Origin of the sequence: Roseomonas sp. GC11, from assembly GCF_024437745.1 — a bacterium.
Classification (GTDB): domain Bacteria; phylum Pseudomonadota; class Alphaproteobacteria; order Acetobacterales; family Acetobacteraceae; genus Pseudoroseomonas.
Genome location: NZ_JANFNY010000011.1, coordinates 1 through 14799 on the forward strand (window position 1 = coordinate 1; position 14799 = coordinate 14799).

At 71.6% G+C, this 14799-nt stretch carries 13 protein-coding genes and 1 tRNA gene; 11 read left to right on the forward strand and 3 right to left on the reverse strand.

From position 1 onward, the window contains the following. A partial coding sequence (locus tag NON00_RS05110; RefSeq protein ID WP_256018061.1) for a hypothetical protein occupies window positions 1-195 on the forward strand: 195 nt, incomplete at its 5' end. Window positions 196-364: 169 nt separating this feature from the next. Next, a complete protein-coding gene (locus NON00_RS05115; protein WP_256018064.1) occupies window positions 365-970 on the forward strand; it encodes an EF-hand domain-containing protein in 606 nt (201 codons plus the stop codon). Window positions 971-1164: 194 nt separating this feature from the next. Here NON00_RS05115 and NON00_RS05120 read toward each other — a convergent pair. Beyond that, a tRNA-Val gene (locus NON00_RS05120) sits at window positions 1165-1239 on the reverse strand. A 128-nt stretch (window positions 1240-1367) separates the two neighbouring features. Between NON00_RS05120 and NON00_RS05125 the strand changes: the two genes are divergently transcribed. Beyond that, complete coding sequence (locus tag NON00_RS05125) at window positions 1368-2189, forward strand: DUF3108 domain-containing protein (protein WP_256018066.1); 822 nt, start codon at window positions 1368-1370, stop codon at window positions 2187-2189. Between the two features lie 149 nt (window positions 2190-2338). On the opposite strand, the gene gph is transcribed toward NON00_RS05125, so the two are convergent. Continuing rightward, on the reverse strand, window positions 2339-2986 hold the full coding sequence (gene gph, locus NON00_RS05130) for a phosphoglycolate phosphatase (RefSeq protein ID WP_256018068.1): 648 nt from the start codon (window positions 2984-2986) through the stop codon (window positions 2339-2341). 92 nt (window positions 2987-3078) lie between these two features. Between gph and glmU the strand changes: the two genes are divergently transcribed. Both glmU and glmS read left to right on the forward strand, forming a co-directional pair. Further along, on the forward strand, window positions 3079-4413 hold the full coding sequence (gene glmU, locus NON00_RS05135) for a bifunctional UDP-N-acetylglucosamine diphosphorylase/glucosamine-1-phosphate N-acetyltransferase GlmU (RefSeq protein WP_256018071.1): 1335 nt from the start codon (window positions 3079-3081) through the stop codon (window positions 4411-4413). Continuing rightward, window positions 4413-6236: a glutamine--fructose-6-phosphate transaminase (isomerizing) gene (gene glmS / locus NON00_RS05140; protein WP_256018083.1), complete on the forward strand. Its 1824-nt coding sequence runs from the start codon at window positions 4413-4415 to the stop codon at window positions 6234-6236. The genes glmU and glmS overlap by 1 nt, the downstream gene beginning before the upstream one ends. 184 nt (window positions 6237-6420) lie before the next feature. Here the strand turns inward: glmS and NON00_RS05145 are convergent, their stop codons facing one another. Continuing rightward, on the reverse strand, window positions 6421-7296 hold the full coding sequence (locus tag NON00_RS05145; RefSeq protein ID WP_256018085.1) for an aldo/keto reductase family oxidoreductase: 876 nt from the start codon (window positions 7294-7296) through the stop codon (window positions 6421-6423). A 93-nt stretch (window positions 7297-7389) separates the two neighbouring features. On the opposite strand from NON00_RS05145, the gene NON00_RS05150 reads away from it, so the two are divergent. From NON00_RS05150 to NON00_RS05175, 6 genes are all read left to right on the forward strand, one after another. Beyond that, window positions 7390-8292, forward strand: coding sequence for a LysR family transcriptional regulator (locus NON00_RS05150; RefSeq protein ID WP_256018087.1), 903 nt, complete (start codon window positions 7390-7392; stop codon window positions 8290-8292). Window positions 8293-8586: 294 nt separating this feature from the next. Further along, entirely contained in the window at window positions 8587-9018 is a 432-nt protein-coding gene (locus NON00_RS05155; protein ID WP_256018090.1) for a hypothetical protein, read from the forward strand. Window positions 9019-9149: 131 nt separating this feature from the next. Next, a complete protein-coding gene (locus tag NON00_RS05160; protein ID WP_256018092.1) occupies window positions 9150-9782 on the forward strand; it encodes a hypothetical protein in 633 nt (210 codons plus the stop codon). Between the two features lie 268 nt (window positions 9783-10050). Further along, window positions 10051-11529 carry an NAD-dependent succinate-semialdehyde dehydrogenase gene (locus NON00_RS05165; RefSeq protein WP_256018094.1) on the forward strand — a complete coding sequence of 493 codons (1479 nt, stop codon included), beginning with the start codon at window positions 10051-10053 and terminating at the stop codon, window positions 11527-11529. 190 nt (window positions 11530-11719) lie between these two features. Then, window positions 11720-13078: a glutathione-disulfide reductase gene (gene gorA / locus NON00_RS05170; RefSeq protein ID WP_256018096.1), complete on the forward strand. Its 1359-nt coding sequence runs from the start codon at window positions 11720-11722 to the stop codon at window positions 13076-13078. Between the two features lie 83 nt (window positions 13079-13161). Next, entirely contained in the window at window positions 13162-14793 is a 1632-nt protein-coding gene (locus NON00_RS05175; RefSeq protein ID WP_256018099.1) for a glycosyltransferase family 4 protein, read from the forward strand. The last annotated feature ends 6 nt before the right edge of the window (window positions 14794-14799 follow it).

The window sequence follows — 14799 nt, forward strand, 5'->3', positions numbered from 1 at the left end:
CTGGTCGCCCGCGCCGAGGCCGCCATCCCCCGCGCCCAGCGCGCCGCCCCCGCCCGCCCGGCGCCGCGCCGCGTGGCGGCCAATACCGTCATCGCCCAGGGCGATGGCGGCAACCGCGTGCGCACCGCCCCCGCCGCCCATCGCGGCCCGGCCCCCGTCAAGCCGCACCGTCCCGGCGAGCCGGCGCGCCGCTGAGGCCCGCCGCCCCTCCCGCGGGGCCAGTTTGACGCGCCCCGCGCCTCTGTCGCGGGGCGTCACATTTCCTCACCCCTTTCCGGGCGGGCCGCAACGCCGGCGTTACAAGGGCGGCCCATCTTCCCTCCAGGCGGCAGGACAGCCGCATCCCGCTGGAGGAAGACCCCGCATGAACCGTTCTCTTGGCGCTGGCCTGTTGGGCGTCGCCCTCCTGGCCTCAGGGCTGCCCGCCCTGTCTCAGTCTGCCCTGGCTCAGCCCGCCCCGGCCCAGCCCGCCCAGGCCCAGCCCGCGCCCCAGGCGGCTCCCGCGCCGGCTCCGCAGGGGCGGCACCGCCCCGCCGGCCCGCCCCGCCTGCTGCAAATGGCCGATGCCGACCATGATGGCCGCATCACCGAGACCGAGGCGCTGAACGCCCTGTCCGCCCGCTTCGCCGAGGCCGATGCCGACCATGACGGCAACCTGACCCTGGACGAGCTGCACGCCTTCCTGCGCCAGCAATGGGAAGCCCGCCGCCCCGCCGGCGAGCGCCGCGCCCCGCCCGAGGCGATGCGCCACCGCATGGCCGAGCGGGTGGATGGCCTGTTCCGCGCCGCCGATGCCAATCGTGACGGCAAGGTGACCCTGGACGAGGCGCGGGCGGTGGCCCTGGCCCTGTTCCGGGCGACCGACCGCAACAATGACGGCGTGCTGGAGGCTTCCGAGCTGCGTGGCCCGCATGGCCATGGCCCGGCCGGCGGCCGCCCGCCGCGTGGGGAGGTGCCCGCGCCGCTCTGAGGTTTCGCTCTCATGGCCAGGGGGTCCCCCCCCCCTCATTCTCACGCCCTGGCCATGATGGGCCTGCCCGGCATGCTCCCCCGCATGCCGGGCTTTTTTGTGCCGGCGGTGGAGCGTGAAGGAGAAAACGCAGAAACCCGCCCTGGCTGGCGCCAGAACGGTTGCGAAACCCAAGACTGAAAGAAAAACCCCGATGGTGGGTGCGACAGGGATTGAACCTGTGACCCCCGCCGTGTGAAGGCGATGCTCTACCGCTGAGCTACGCACCCATCGGGGTGAGGCGGCTTTTAGGGCAGGGGCGGGGGAGCGTCAAGCGGGGTTGTTGAGTTATTATCTTCCAGGAACAAGGCCGTGGCGGACCCTTCCCACCGGGCCATGGCGGGCCCATGTCAAAGCGATGATGTGGCGCCCTGCTTCCCCTCTGGTGGCCGCCCTGGGTGGCCTCCTGCTGGCTCTGGCCCCGCCCCGCGCGGCCAGGGCCGAGCCGCTGCGTGCCGTCTATGCTGTCCAGGCCGCCGGCATGCAGGTGATGCGTGTCGAGGCCCTGTTCGACCTCGGCACCCCCGGCCGCTACCGGATCGAGAGCCGCTTCCGCTTCACCGGCCTCGCCGGGTGGTTCGCCAGCGGCCAGCAGGCCAGCGCGGTGGAAGGTGTCTGGTCCGGCGATGCCGCCCGGCCCCTGCGCTACTCCGGGGATGGCCTGTGGCGCGGCACGCCCCGTCAGGTGGTGCTGGAATATCCGGCCGGCCAGCCGGTGGCCCGCCTCCTCGTGCCCTCCCCGGACCCGGACCGCGAGCCGGTGCCCGCGGGGCTGCAACAGAACACCATCGATTCCCTCTCCGCCCTGGCGCAGCTCACGCGCAACCTCGCCACCACCGGGCGGTGCGAGGGGCAGGCGGCGGTGTTCGATGGCCGCCGCCGGGCCGATTTCAGCGCGCGGACCGAGGGGCGGGACCGTCTCGCCCCCTGGGGCCAGGCCTGGCATGGCGAGGCGGTGCGCTGCGGCTTCCAGGCCCGGCAACTCGCCGGTTTCCGGCTGGATGACGGGCCGGAAGCGCGGGAGCCCCAACAGGGCATCGCCTGGATGGCGGCCCCCGTGCCCGGTGGCCCCATCCTGCCGGTGCGGGTGGAAATGCCGGGCCGCTGGCTCGGCCGCCTCACCGGCTATCTGGTGGAGATCAAGCCGGCCTGGTCGGAAGCCAGCTTGCCCAAGAATTAGAAGAAAGCGTTCTTTTTTGAAAAAAAGAACCAAAAAACTTTTCTCAGTGTCGCGTCCCGCTGTGCCGGGAGACGGCGGCAGCCTGAAAAAAGTCTTTTTGCTTCTTTTTCTTCAGAAAAAGAAGATCCTTCGCTGAAAAAGAAGAATCTTCACTGAATGATATTTTCCAGAATCCCGACCAAAGCGCCGGTCTCCGCCGCGACTGGCGCGCCATCGGCCATCTCGGGCAGGCCATAGCCCCAGGCGCAGAACACCACGGGCAGGCCGGCGCCGCGCCCGGCGGCGATGTCGTTGTGGTGGTCGCCCACCATCACCGCCTGGCCGCCTTCACCGCCGGCGGCGCGCAGCGTGGCGAGCACATGCGCCGGGTCCGGCTTGCGCACCGGGAAGCTGTCGCCGCCGCCCAGCGCCGCGAATCGGCCGGCGAGGCCGAGATCCTCCAGCAGCAGGCGGGCCGCCTTCTCGGGCTTGTTGGTGCAGACGGCGAGGCGCCACCCGGCGGCGTCCAGCGCGTCCAGCGCCGCCGCCATGCCGGGGAAGAGGCGCGTCTCGGCGCTGGCATGGGCCTCGTAATCGGCCATGAAATCGGCCAGGGCCGTTTCATCCGGCGCACGCCCATGGGCGGCGAAGGCGCGGCGCACCAGCACGGCGACGCCATCGCCGATGAAGCGGGCCACGGTCTCACGCGGGAAGGGTGCCAGCTGGCGGGAGGCCATCAGGCGGTTCAGGGCGGCCTGGATGTCGGGCAGGCTGTCCACCAGCGTGCCGTCCAGGTCGAAGATCACGGTGCGTTGCATGACCCCGCTGCTTTGCCATGTTTCGTGCGGCAATGCGAAGTGACGCTTCGGGGCCTTGCCGGGATGGCCCGAGGCCGGGCACATGCTCGCCCATGTCCGCTGCTGCCATCCTCCTCGCCGCCGGTCTCGGCACCCGCATGAAGAGCCGCCTGCCCAAGGCGCTCCACCCGCTCGCCGGGCGGCCCATGCTCAACCACCTGATCGCCGCCTGCGAGGGGGTGTTCGACCGCCTCGTGGTGGTGGTGGGCCCCGACATGCCGGCGCTGGAGCAGGCCGCCGCGCCGCACGCCACGGTGGTCCAGGCGGAGCGCCTGGGCACCGGCCACGCCGCGCTCCAGGCCGCGCCGCTGCTGGCCGATTTCCCCGGCGATGTCGCCGTGCTCTATGCCGATAACCCGCTGATCACGCCGGAGACGCTGAAGCGCCTGCGTGCCGCCCGCGCCGGGGTTGGGGCCGGGGCCGGGCTGGCTCTGCTGGCCATGCGCCCCGCCGACCCGGCGAAGTATGGCCGGGTGATGCAGGACGCCGCCGGGGATGTGACGCGCATCGTCGAATGGGCGGATGCCAGCGAGGCGGAGCGCGCCGTGGGGCTGTGCAATGCCGGCGTGCTCTGCGCCCCGGCGGCGGATCTGTTCCGCTGGCTGCGCGGCGTGCGCAACGACAACCGCGCCGGCGAATACTACCTGCCGGATGTGGTGCCGCTGGCCGTGGCCGAGGGCCACCGCGTGCGCGCCGTGGAAGCCGCCGAGGCGGAGCTGCGCGGCATCAACAGCCGCGCCGAGCTGGCCGAGGCCGAGGCCGAGATCCAGGCCCGGCTGCGCCGCGCCGCCCTCGACAATGGCGCGACGCTGATCCAGCCCGCCAGCGTCACCTTCAGCCATGACACGCGGCTGGGCCAGGATGTGGTGGTGGGGCCGAATGTCGTCTTCGGCCCCGGCGTGGTGGTGGAGGATGGGGTGGAGATCCGCGCCTTCTCCCATCTGGAGGGCTGCGTGGTGCGGCAGGGCGCCATCATCGGCCCCTTCGCCCGGCTGCGGCCCGGCACGGAGGTCGGCCGCGGCGCCCATGTCGGCAATTTCGTCGAGCTGAAGAACGCCGTGATGGGGGAGGGGGCCAAGGCCAACCACCTGACCTATCTGGGCGATGCCAGCATCGGCGCCGGCAGCAACATTGGCGCCGGCACCATCACCTGCAATTACGATGGCTTCGGCAAGTTCCGCACGGAGATCGGGGCGGGGGTCTTTGTCGGCTCCCACACCACGCTGGTCGCGCCGATCCGTTTGGGCGACGGGTCGATGACCGCCGCCGGCTCGGTGCTGACGAAGAGCGTGGCGCCCGATGCCCTGGCCTTCGCCCGTGCCCGCGCCCAGGAGAAGCCCCAGGGGGCTGCCGTCTTCCGCGCCTCCCGCCGCAAGGAGAAGAAGTAATGTGCGGCATCGTCGGCGTGGTGGGGCGCGAGGACGCCGCCCCCCGCCTGCTGGAGGCGCTGCGGCGCCTGGAATATCGCGGCTATGACAGCGCCGGCATCGCCACGCTGGTGAATGGCCATATCGAGCGCCGCCGCGCCGAGGGCAAGCTCGGCAACCTGGCCACGGTGATGGCGGCGCAGCCTTTGCCGGGCACCACCGGCATCGGCCATACCCGCTGGGCCACCCATGGCGCCCCCACCGAGCGCAACGCCCACCCCCACGCCACCGCGCGCGTGGCCGTGGTGCATAACGGCATCATCGAGAATTTTTCTCAGTTGAGAGCCGAGCTGGAGGCCCAGGGCGTCCGCTTCGAGACGGAGACGGATACCGAGATCGTCGCCAAGCTGATCGACCACCTGCTGGCCGGTGGCGCCACGCCGGAGCAGGCCGTCTCCGCGACGCTGAAAAAAATCCATGGCGCCTTCGGGCTGGCCATGGTCTTCGCCGGGCACCCGCGCAAGCTGATCGCGGCGCGCCAGGGCAGCCCGCTGGCCGTGGGCTTCGGCGAGGGCGAGATGTTCGTGGGCTCCGACGCCCTGGCGCTTTCCCCCATGACGCGGCGCATCGCCTATATGGAGGAAGGCGACTGGGCGGTGCTGGACGCGCATTCGGCCCAGTTCTTCGACGCCCAGGACCGCCCGGTGGAGCGCCCGATCAAGCTGACGGCCTTCTCCGGCGCGGCGGTGGGCAAGGGCAATTACCGCCACTTCATGGAGAAGGAGCTGCACGAGCACCCGGTCGTGCTGGGCGACACGCTGCGGCAGTATGTGGACCCGGCGAGCCGCGCCGTGGCCCTGCCGGCGCTGCCCTTCGACCCCGCCGCCGTGCCGCGCATCACCTTCAGCGCCTGTGGCTCCGCCTATCTGGCGGCGCAGGTCGGGCGCTACTGGATCGAGCAGGTGGCGCGCATCCCCACCGATGCCGATATCGCCAGCGAACTGCGCTACCGCGACCCGCCGCTGCCGGAAGGGGGGGCGGCCATCCTGGTCAGCCAGTCCGGCGAGACGGCGGACACGCTGGCGGCGCTGCGCCTGCTGAAGCAGCGCGGGCAGCATGTGCTCTCCGTGGTCAATGTGCCGGAGAGCACGATGGACCGCGAGAGCCACGGCACGCTGCTGACGGTGGCGGGGCCCGAGATCGGCGTGGCCTCGACCAAGGCCTTCACCGCGCAGCTTGCCGTCCTGGCCAGCCTGGCGCTGGGCTTCGGCCGGGCGCGCGGCACCCTCTCCGCCGCCGAGGAGGCGCGGCTCACCGCCGCCCTGCTGGAACTGCCCTCCCACGCCGCCGCGCTGCTGGAGGATGGCGCCGCCATCGAGGCCATGGCGAAGGAGGTGGCCCAGGCGCGGGACGTGCTCTTCCTCGGCCGCGGCAGCCTCTACCCCATCGCCCTGGAAGGCGCGCTGAAGCTGAAGGAACTCAGCTACATCCATGCCGAGGGCTATGCCGCCGGCGAGATGAAGCACGGCCCCATCGCGCTGATCGACCCGGCGGTGCCGGTCATCGCCCTCTGCCCCTCCGGCCCGCTCTTCGAGAAGACGGCCTCCAACCTGCAGGAGGCGGCGGCGCGCGGCGGGCGGATCATGGCCTTCACCGATGCCGAAGGGGCGGCTGCCCTTTCCCGCTTCGCCGAGCGGGTGGTGGTGCTGCCGGCGGTGGACCCCTTCGTGGCCCCCATCCTGCACGCGATTCCGGTGCAGATCCTGGCCTATCATGTGGCGGTGCTGCGCGGCACCGATGTGGACCAGCCGCGCAACCTCGCCAAGGCGGTCACCGTCGAATAGGGGGAGCCTTGGGGAGGCGCTGCCTCCCCAAACCCCTCCGCTGGGGGGACAGGGTCCCCCCAGACCCCGCCAGCAGGGGGGGCTGATGGGTTTCCAAAGGCCTCTGGCCTTTGGTGGCCGCGCGGCACTGCCGCGCAGGTGCAGAGAGGGGCGAAGCCCCTCTCAAGACCACGCGCCGCCGTTGTCAGGCCACCCTCGCCCCGATCCGCTCCAGCACCGGCAACACCTTATCCGGCAGGTGCAACGCCGCCGCCGCCAGATTCTCCCGCAGATGGGCGACGGAGGACGTGCCCGGGATCAGCAGGATATTGGGCGAGCGCCGCAGCAGCCAGGCGAGCGCCACCTGCAGGGGCGTGCTGCCCAGGCGCCGCGCCACCTCGGAGAGCGCCGCCGATTGCAGCGGGCTGAAGCCACCAAGCGGGAAGAAGGGGACATAGGCGATCCCATCCCGCGCCAGGCTGTCGATCAGGGCGTCATCGCCGCGATGGGCCAGATTATACTGGTTCTGCACACAGACGATGTCGCAGATGCCGCGCCCCTGCGCGACCTGCGCCGGGGTGACGTTGCTGAGGCCGATATGGCGGACCAGCCCCTGCCGCTGCAGCCCGGCCAGGGTGGCCAGCGGCGCCTCGATGCTGCCCTCCGCCGGGCCATGCGTGTCGAGCATGACGCGGAGATTGACCACCTCCAGCGCCTCCAGGCCCAGATGGGTGAGATTGTCATGCACCGCCCGGGTCAGCTCCTCGGGCGAGGCGGCGGGCAGCCAGCCGCCCTTCTCGTCGCGCCGGGCGCCGATCTTGGTCACCAGGGTGAGGCTGGCGGGGTAGGGCGACAGCGCCTCGCGGATCAGGCGGTTGGTCACATGCGGGCCGTAGAAGTCGCTGGTGTCGATATGATCCACCCCGGCGGCGATGGCCTCACGCAGCACGGCCCGCGCGGCGTCCGGGTCGCGGGGCGGGCCGAAGACGCCGGGGCCGGCAAGCTGCATGGCGCCATAGCCGAGGCGGTGCACGCGGCGGTCGCCGAGGGGGAAGGTGCCGGCCTGGTCGATAGGGGTCATGATCGGTCTCCTGGGATGCGGGTCCGATCTAGGCGGCTTGGCGTGGGCGGATAACCGGGCACAATCCGCACGGGCTGTGCGGAATGGCGAACAATGGCGACGAATCTCAGCGACCTGAACGCATTCCTCGCCGTGGCGCGGGCAGGCGGCTTCCGGGACGGGGCGCGCCTTCTCGGGGCCAGCCCCTCCGGGGTCAGCGAGGCGGTGCGCCGGCTGGAGGCCGGGCTGGGCGTCCGCCTGCTGCACCGGACGACGCGCAGCGTGGTGCCCACCGAGGCGGGGGCGCGGCTGCTGGAGCGGCTCGGCCCCGCGCTGGGCGAGGTGGAGGCGGCGCTCGACGTGGTGAACGGCTTCCGCGACCGGCCGGCGGGCACGCTGCGGCTGAATGTCCCGGTCAGCGCGGCGCGGCTGGTGCTGCCGCGCATCGTGCCGCCCTTCCTCGCCACCTATCCGGAGATCCAGCTGGAGGTGACGGCCGAGGACAGCTTCGTCGATCTGCTGAGCGCGGGCTGCGATGCCGGCATCCGCTACGATGAGCGGCTGGAGCAGGACATGATCGCGGTGCCGATCGGGCCGCGCGTGCAGCGCTATGCCCTGGCCGCCGCGCCGGACTATCTGCGCCGGCATGGCCGGCCCGCCCACCCGCGCGACCTGCTCGGCCATGCCTGCCTGCGCGGGCGCTTCAGCAGCGGCACGGTGATGGCCTGGGAGTTCGAGCGCGGCGGCGAACTGGTGCGGGTGGAGCCGAAGGGGCCGCTGCTGGTCGGGATCGGTGCCGCGACCGATCTGGCTGTGGAGGCGGCGGTGGCCGGCACCGGCATCCTCTACCTCTTCGAGGCCTGGCTGCAGCCCTATTTCGAGCGCGGCGCGCTGGAGCCGATCCTGGAGCCCTGGTGGCAGGCCTTTTCCGGCCCCTTCCTGTACTATTCGGGGCGGCGGCTGGTGCCGGCGCCGCTGCGCGCCTTCATCGATTTCATCCGCGGCCTGCCGCCCTGATCGCGGCACCCCCATTCTATGCGCGCTTCCTGGACGGATCCTGGCCTATCATGCCGCGATGCTCAGGGGCACGGATGTGGACCAGCCCCGCACTCTGGCCAGGGCGGCCGTGGGGCGAGGCCGGGGGACATCTCCCCTGGAAATCCTCTCCGGGCGCGAGCCTGATCTGTGCCATACGCAACCAAAATGGCGCAGGATCGCTTGGCAGGGGCGTGGGGAAGGGCGCATATATATTGCACTGCAACATGCAGCCCGCCGCAAGAAGCGCCCCCTGCCAGCGGAGTTTGCCCCACCATGCCGTCCTGGACCAGCCGCGCCCGCCTTGAGTTCCTCGCCCGCCGCTACCTGGCGAGCCGTGGCAGCGCGCCGATGGTGGAAGACCCGCTCGGCCATGCCCTGCCCCGGCTGGAGCGGGAGGTCGCCCTCTGCCAGCGGCTGGCGCGCATCGACCTGATCATCGCCGTGGTTCTGGTGGCGGCGGCGCTGACGGTGATCGGCACCGCCTGGATGGCGCCGCTGCATGGTGGCATCCTGCTGGTGCTGGCCTATCTGCACGTGATGCCGCTGCTCGGCCTCGTCGTGGTGATCTGGGCGGCGATCGTGCTGGAGAAATCCACCCCCCGCCTGCGCGTGGCGCGCCGCATCGCCCGCGCCCTGCAGGCCGGCGCGCTGCTGGAAGCGCTGGACCTCGCCGTGCATGGCCTGCCGGCCCAGGCCGGTTCCTGAGGCCCTGCCACCCGGCAGAATGTGCCGGGCGCGCAGCACATCCTGCCGGTTCTGCCCCGCCGGCCGCCGCCGCCGCCCGGCCCCGCTCTTGCTCCGCCCTGGCCCGCACCCTCCAGAAGGAATGATGTGCGATGTCCTTGAGCGCCCTGACGGGGCTTTCCAGCGCGGCCTCCGCCGCGCAACTCAACCTGGTGGCCCAGGCCAGCAGCAGGAAAAGCGAGGAGAGCGGCACCGCCTCCGCCGCCCCCGCGACGCAGACCCAGGCCACCGGCCAGGCCCTGCCGCCCCCCGCCGATGAAACCCTCTCCGCCCTGATGGACCTCCAGGGGAGTGGGACCGAGGCGACGGAGGAAACGGAGGAGGGCACGGCCCAGGCCATGATGCCGCCGCCGCCCCCGCCACCCGAGACGACGGAAGCCAGCAGCGAGGCCAGCACCACCGACACCGCCACCACCGCGGCGGTGGCGGATGGCAGCGAGGACACCGCCACCACCCGGCAGGCCATGATGCCGCCACCGCCGCCGCCCGGCCCGCCGCCGGGTGAGATGAGCGCGGCCACCAGCAGCGACACCGGCGACAGCAGTGGCGACAGCAGTGGCGACACGGGGAGCGGCACCACCACCACCCAGTCCGCCAGCAGCGACACCACGGAGGAGGACAGCGCCGCCCTTGGCACCGCCATGCGCGATGCCTTGATGGCCGCCCTGGCCGCCTACGATCCCGCCCGCCAGCAGGCCGGCACCTCCACAAGCCTGAGCGCCTGAGGTGCGGCGGAGCGTGGGCCAACGTGGCACGCGCTCCTGAGAGGGGCTTCGCCCCTCTCCGCAGCTGCGCGGCGGTTGGAAACCCGTCCCTTGGCGCCCCAGGCCCACGGAGCCAGGAATCTCAGGCCGCCCTGAGCGGCTGTGGCCACGCGCGGTGAAGTGCGCCACGATCCGGGCCGGGGCGGGCTGACAGCAGCCCCCACCCTGCCTACCTTTCCTTCATATCCGGCCCGCGCCGCGCCGGCCGCAAGAAGGGGAGAGGACCGCCATGCTCGACGCCATCACCAAATTGCCGCTGAAGGACCCGGACCTGCTGCGGCAGGCGAATTATATCGATGGCCAGTGGGTCCAGGCCGCGAGTGGCCAGGTGCTGGAGGTGCGCAACCCCGCCACCGGCGAGCTGGTGGGCACCGTGCCTTCCATGAGCGCCGCCGAGACGCGCCGCGCCATCGAGGCCGCGAATGCCGCATGGCCCGCCTGGCGCGCCATGCTGGCCAAGGACCGCGCCGCCATCCTGCGCCGCCTTGCCCAGCTGATGCTGGACAACACCGACGACCTCGCCGCCATCATGACCGCCGAGCAGGGCAAGCCGCTTGCCGAGGCCAAGGGCGAGGTGGCCTATGCCGCCAGCTTCTTCGAGTGGTTCGCCGAGGAGGCCCGCCGCGTCTGCGGCGAGACCATCCCACAGAACGCCAAGGGCCGCCGCATCCTGGTGACGAAGGAGCCGGTGGGCGTCTTCGCCGCCATCACGCCGTGGAACTTCCCGGCGGCCATGATCACCCGCAAGGCCGGGCCGGGCTGGGCGGCGGGCTGCACCGGCGTCATCCGCCCGGCCAGCCAGACGCCTTTCTCGGCGCTGGCCATCGCCGTGCTGGCGGAGCGCGCGGGCATGCCGAAGGGCGTGTGCAACGTCATCACCGGTCCGTCCTCCGCCACCGGCCGGGAACTCACCGGCAACCCGCTGGTGCGCAAGCTCTCCTTCACCGGTTCCACCGAGGTGGGGCGCGTGCTGCTGGCGCAATGCGCCGAGACTATCAAGAAGACCTCGATGGAACTGGGCGGCAACGCGCCCTTCATCGTTTTCGACGATGCCGACCTGGACGCGGCGGTGCAGGGGGCCATGGCCTCCAAGTACCGCAACACCGGGCAGACCTGCGTCTGCGCCAACCGCATCCTGGTGCAGGAGGGGGTCTATGACGCCTTCGCCGCCAAACTGAAGGTGGCGGTCGAGGCGCTGAAGGTCGGCAACGGCATGGAGGAGGGGGTCACCCAGGGCCCGCTCATCAATGGCGATGCGGTGAAGAAGGTCCAGGCCCATATCGCCGATGCCCTGGCCCGGGGGGCCAGCATCGTCACCGGCGGCCAGCCGCATGCGAAGGGGGGCAATTTCTTCCAGCCCACCGTCCTGGCCGATGTGCCGCGGGATGCGGCGATTTTCCGCGAGGAAACCTTCGGCCCTGTCGCGCCGCTCTTCCGCTTCCGCACGGAGGAGGAGGCCATCCGCCTCGCCAACGACACTGAATTCGGCCTCGCCGCCTATTTCTATGCGCGCGATGTCGGGCGGATCTTCCGCGTGGCGGAGGCGCTGGAATACGGCATCATTGGCATCAACGAGGGCATCATCTCCACCGCTGAAGTGCCCTTTGGCGGCTTCAAGCAGTCCGGCCTGGGGCGGGAAGGCTCCAGCCACGGCATCGAGGAATATCTGGAGACGAAGTATCTCGCCCTGGGCGGCATCGGGACCTGATTTTTTTCAGTCTGGCGTCCCGCCTCAGGCCCGAGGCGGGACGCTTTCTGAAAAAGTTTTTTGGTTCTTTTTTTCAAAAAAGAACATGCTGCCTGGCCTTCCTGAATTTCTCCGTTTCTCTCCTCCGCCTTGACGCCAGCGCCGCGGCCCCCCTTCTTGGCGGCAGCCAGAGCAGCAGAGGGTTCCTCGCATGAGCGCCTATGATTTCGACCTCTTCGTCATCGGGGGCGGGTCCGGCGGCGTGCGCTGCGGGCGCATTTCGGCCGGGCATGGCGCGCGGGTGGGTGTGGCCGAGGAACGCTTCTGGGGCGGCACCTGCGTCAATGTCGGCTGCGTGCCGAAGAAGATCATGGTCCACGCCGCCGAATACGGGCAGTGGTCGCGCGAGGCCGGGGCCTTTGGCTGGGAGATGGAGGCGCGCGGGCATGACTGGGCGGTGCTCGCCGCCGCCCGCGATGCCGAGGTGGCGCGGCTGAACGGCATTTATGGCCGGCTGCTGGGCAATGCCGGTGTCACCAGCTTCAACGCCCGCGCCACCTTCCTCGACCCGCACACGCTCGATGTCGGCGGGCAGCGGGTGACGGCGGAGCGCATCGTCATCGCCACCGGCGGCAAGCCGGTCCGGCCCGATATTCCGGGCGCCGAGCTGGGCCTGGTCTCGGACGACCTCTTCACCCTGAAGGAGCGCCCGCGCCGCATCGTGGTGGTGGGCAGCGGCTATATCGCGCTCGAATTCGCCTCGCTGCTGAAGGGGCTGGGCTCGGAGGTGGACCTGCTCTACCGCCAGCCCCTGCCGCTGCGCGGCTTTGACGAGGATCTGCGCGAGGCGATGGCCGAGGCCCTGGCCCACCAGGGCATCCGCCTGCATCCCGGCCAGAGCCCGGCGCGGCTGGAGCAGGGGGAGGGCGGCCTGCGCCTGACCACCACCTCCGGCGCGGTGCTGGAGACGGATCAGGTGATGTTCGCCACCGGCCGCGTGCCCAATACGGCGGGCCTCGGGCTGGAGAAGGCGGGCATCGCGCCCGGCCGCTCCGGCGCCATTCCGGTGACGGCGGCGCAGGCCACGGCCCAGCCGCATATCTACGCCATTGGCGATGTGACGGATCAGCTCAACCTGACCCCGGTGGCGACGGCGGTGGGCCATGCCCTGGCGGATACGCTGTTCGGCGGCCGCCCGCGCGCGGCCAGTTTCGAGAATGTGCCGACGGCCGTCTTCACCTCTCCCCCGGCGGCGATGGTGGGGCTGACCGAGGCGGCGGCGGCGGCGCAGGGCCCGGTGGACATCTACATGGCGCGCTTCACCCCGATGCGCCACACCATCAGCAAGCAGCCGCGCAAGACGCTGATGAAGCTGGTGGTTTCCCAGCGCACCCGGCGTGTGCTGGGCGCGCATATGCTGGGCGAGGACGCGGCGGAGATCATGCAGGGCATCGCGGTGGCCATCGTTGCCGGTGCGACGAAGGAGGATTTCGACCGCACCATCGGCATCCACCCGACGGCGGCGGAGGAATTCGTCACCCTGCGGACGCTGACGCGCAGCGTCGGCTAAAAACCGGCAGAAAAAAGAAGAGGGGGCCCGGGGGAGAATTCATTCTCCCCCGGTTTCTTTCTCGCTTTTTGCTACTTTCCCTCATGCCCCTTCCGATTCCCCCCAATGCCGCGATTGGCTTCGCGGCGGATGGCTTCCGCACGGACCGCCCGCGCCTGATGGGCCGCCATGCGGCGGGCGAGGGTTTTCTCCGCGGTTTCATCCGCCATTCCGGGGTGGACCGCCTGGCGGCCTATCTGATCGCCCCCGAGGATGGCCCGGTCTTCGCCGAACTCGCCCGCCGCCATGGCGCGGCGATGCCGCTGGAGGCCATTCCGCCGCACCGCCTGGGCGCCCTGGCGCGGCTCGGCACGCTGATGCTGCCCGGCCCGGACATCGCGGCGGCGGCCCGGCTGCGCCGCTTCGCCGGCGCCACGGCCTATTCGATCGTTGGGGTGACGCACACCACCGCCTCCCACGCCGCGATGGCGGCGATCGCCGATCTCCCCTCCGGCCCGCTGCGCCCCTGGGATGCGCTGATCTGCACCTCCCGCGCGGTGGCGGGCACGGTGCGCGTGCTGCTGGAGCAGGAGCGCGCCGACCCGATGGCCGCGCGCGGCCCCCTGCCGGAACTGCCTGTCATCCCGCTGGGCGTGGAATGCGATGCCCTGGCCCCGCCCGAGGGCGCCCGCGTCCAATGGCGGGAGCGGCTGGGCATCGCCCCCGGTGCGGTGGCGGTGCTGATGCTGGGGCGGCTCTCCTGGCACGCCAAGGCGCATCCGGCGGCGCTCTTCGCCGCGCTGGGGCGGGCGGCGCGGCGGCCGGGCATGCCGCCGCTGCATGCCGTGCTGGGTGGCTGGTTCGCGCATGAGGGGCAGGAGCAGGCCCACCGCGCCATGGCCGCCGCCCTGGCGCCGGAGGTTTCTTTCAGTATCGCCGATGCGCGTCCGCCGGCGGCGCGGCTGGGGCTGCTGGCGGCTGCGGATGTCTTCACCCTGCTGGCGGATAATATCCAGGAGACCTTCGGCCTCGCCCCGGTGGAGGGCATGGCCGCCGGCCTGCCGGTGGTGGTCAGCGACTGGGATGGCTTCCGGGATACGGTGCGCCAGGGCGAGGATGGCTTCCGCATCCCGACGCGCATGGTGCCGGTGGGCAGCGCGGCGGATCTCGCCCTGCATCACGCGGCGGGGGCGGTGAATTACGATCATTACCTGGCGGCCACCACGCAACTCGTGGCGGTGGATATCCCCGCCGCCGCCGAGGCTTTCGCCGCCCTGGCCGCCAGCCCGGAGCTGCGCCGGCGCATGGGGGAGGCGGCCCGGCAGCGCGCGCGGGCGGTGTTCGACTGGCGCGTGGTGATCGGCCAGTATCAGGCGCTCTGGGCCGAGCTTGCGGCCCGCCGCGCCGCCGCGCCGCCGGAGGCCGCCCGGCCGGAGCCGCGCTATGCCGACCCCAGCGTGGCCTTCGCGCATTACGCCACCACGCCGCTGCGCGCGGGGATGCTCCTGCGGGCCGATCCGGAGGCGGTGGGGGAGATCGCCGCCCTGGCCGCCCTGCCGGGGGGGCTGCATCCGGGGGCGGGCGGGCTGGAGGCGGAAGGGCTGGCGGCGCTGCTGCGCAGGATTCAGGAGGCCGGGCCGGTCGCGGTGGAGGCAATTCTGCCGGAAGAAGGGCGTCGGGGGGCGCTGCGTGGCGTGGTCTGGCTGATGAAAATGGGGTTTGTGCGGGAGGTGTAGGCCTTG

Excerpts from the sequence above, each read along its gene's own strand:
- NON00_RS05115 (WP_256018064.1), top strand. The coding sequence starts at position 365 with ATGAACCGTTCTCTTGGCGCTGGCCTGTTGGGCGTCGCCCTCCTGGCC.
- NON00_RS05125 (WP_256018066.1), top strand. The coding sequence starts at position 1,368 with ATGATGTGGCGCCCTGCTTCCCCTCTGGTGGCCGCCCTGGGTGGCCTC.
- gph (WP_256018068.1), bottom strand. The coding sequence starts at position 2,986 with ATGCAACGCACCGTGATCTTCGACCTGGACGGCACGCTGGTGGACAGC.
- glmU (WP_256018071.1), top strand. The coding sequence starts at position 3,079 with ATGTCCGCTGCTGCCATCCTCCTCGCCGCCGGTCTCGGCACCCGCATG.
- glmS (WP_256018083.1), top strand. The coding sequence starts at position 4,413 with ATGTGCGGCATCGTCGGCGTGGTGGGGCGCGAGGACGCCGCCCCCCGC.
- NON00_RS05145 (WP_256018085.1), bottom strand. The coding sequence starts at position 7,296 with ATGACCCCTATCGACCAGGCCGGCACCTTCCCCCTCGGCGACCGCCGC.
- NON00_RS05150 (WP_256018087.1), top strand. The coding sequence starts at position 7,390 with ATGGCGACGAATCTCAGCGACCTGAACGCATTCCTCGCCGTGGCGCGG.
- NON00_RS05155 (WP_256018090.1), top strand. The coding sequence starts at position 8,587 with ATGCCGTCCTGGACCAGCCGCGCCCGCCTTGAGTTCCTCGCCCGCCGC.
- NON00_RS05160 (WP_256018092.1), top strand. The coding sequence starts at position 9,150 with ATGTCCTTGAGCGCCCTGACGGGGCTTTCCAGCGCGGCCTCCGCCGCG.
- NON00_RS05165 (WP_256018094.1), top strand. The coding sequence starts at position 10,051 with ATGCTCGACGCCATCACCAAATTGCCGCTGAAGGACCCGGACCTGCTG.
- gorA (WP_256018096.1), top strand. The coding sequence starts at position 11,720 with ATGAGCGCCTATGATTTCGACCTCTTCGTCATCGGGGGCGGGTCCGGC.
- NON00_RS05175 (WP_256018099.1), top strand. The coding sequence starts at position 13,162 with ATGCCCCTTCCGATTCCCCCCAATGCCGCGATTGGCTTCGCGGCGGAT.